1 protein-coding gene is annotated in these 1361 nt (G+C 46.7%); it reads right to left on the minus strand.

Annotated features, from left to right (window positions below; genetic code table 11):
* Window positions 1-78: 78 nt before the first annotated feature.
* On the minus strand, window positions 79-1122 hold the full coding sequence (locus R7O13_RS24145) for a hypothetical protein (protein WP_005489206.1): 1044 nt from the start codon (window positions 1120-1122) through the stop codon (window positions 79-81).
* Between the last annotated feature and the right edge of the window lie 239 nt (window positions 1123-1361).

Below are 1361 nucleotides of genomic sequence, written 5' to 3' on the forward strand. Positions count from 1 at the left end.
TGAAATAGGTGCTTTAGGGCTGAAAATAAAAAAAGAGCGCCCATCGACGCTCTTTAATAGTTTACTGAGTCTAGACCATTAAGCGGCTTCAGCTTGACCAATCCAATGGTAATGGTGGTTGGCTTTTTTACCCACCAGCCCAAGCTCTGCAAGCTCTTCGAAGACTTTGTCTACCTCTTCCGCGGAAAGTCTAAATTGCTTCGCTACCGCTTTTTTCGTACACGTGATTTGATGAGTTTTAAGGGCATCGCTCACCTGTTCTAGCAGTGTTTTTGGCTCTTCCGGTTCTTCAATTTTTTGCTCAATGGCAGGTTCATCTTCATCCTTAATGTGTGGAAGATAACCCGCTGGCTCTGGGTCAATATCGCGAATTGATGCCACGGTCATGCCTGCGTAGCGACGGTAATAATGACGGAAACGTTGTTCTTCACCAATCAAGCCAACAAAAAACGCCGCAAAGAAATCGAGCAGGATGGATAAGAACACCACCAGCCATAACTGAGCTTGTTGCGATGTCGTACCGAACGCATTTGCAAGGCTATCGATCAGACCGATGACCGAGCCTTGTGTCACCGGAGGCAAGCTGTCTCGCTCCATCGCCAATCTCTGCTGCTCTTCGCGCAGGGTTTTGTTTTGCTCTTGAATTCGCGTCACCCCCGTTGCGATGCGCTCCATCTCGATGTACTTCTGCGCCGCGATGTTGTTCAGCTCGATCTGTTTATCGATAGACGCAATCTGGCGGTTAAACGCTTCGATTTTTGCTTGCTCGACAGAAATATGGCTTTGTGCGCTGTTAGTTGCACTGTTGATGCCGCCGATACTGCCGCCAATAGAGATAGCGGCAAGCACAGAGTAAAACACCAAGGCCGTAATTGCCCCGCCGTAATTTCTGTGGGCGCGACGCTCGCCGTATTCATACCACGCATAAAATTTGCCAGCTTCAAAGATGATGGCCAAACCACCAAACAGCGCCTGCATCATTGGGTTGTCGTCAATTGACAAAAATAGCAATAGAGAAAAAATCGTCGACGCTAAAATAGCGGCGCCTGTGAATGTATAAACACTCACCATCGCGAATCGACCTTTAGGGTATCGAAATTCGATCTGTTGTTCGTATTTCATTGGAGAAATTTCTTAAGATGACGCCCCTCTTGCCACAGCAAGAAACGCTCAGGAATACACAAAGGAGCGAGAGAATACCGTATCCTTTATTAAATTACTGTCATAATTCCGTTAACGTAAAACAAGTGCAGAATCAGTGTTCAGTTTGATCTTTTATCCCTCAAATTTTGCACACTAACTCGCCAGTCAATTTTCGCTATCGCCCGTCGTTAATAGCCTTGGGTTCACGATTCACCTGG

The organism is Vibrio sp. Y176 (genome assembly GCF_033438945.1).

Excerpts from the sequence above, each read along its gene's own strand:
- R7O13_RS24145 (WP_005489206.1), bottom strand. The coding sequence starts at position 1,122 with ATGAAATACGAACAACAGATCGAATTTCGATACCCTAAAGGTCGATTC.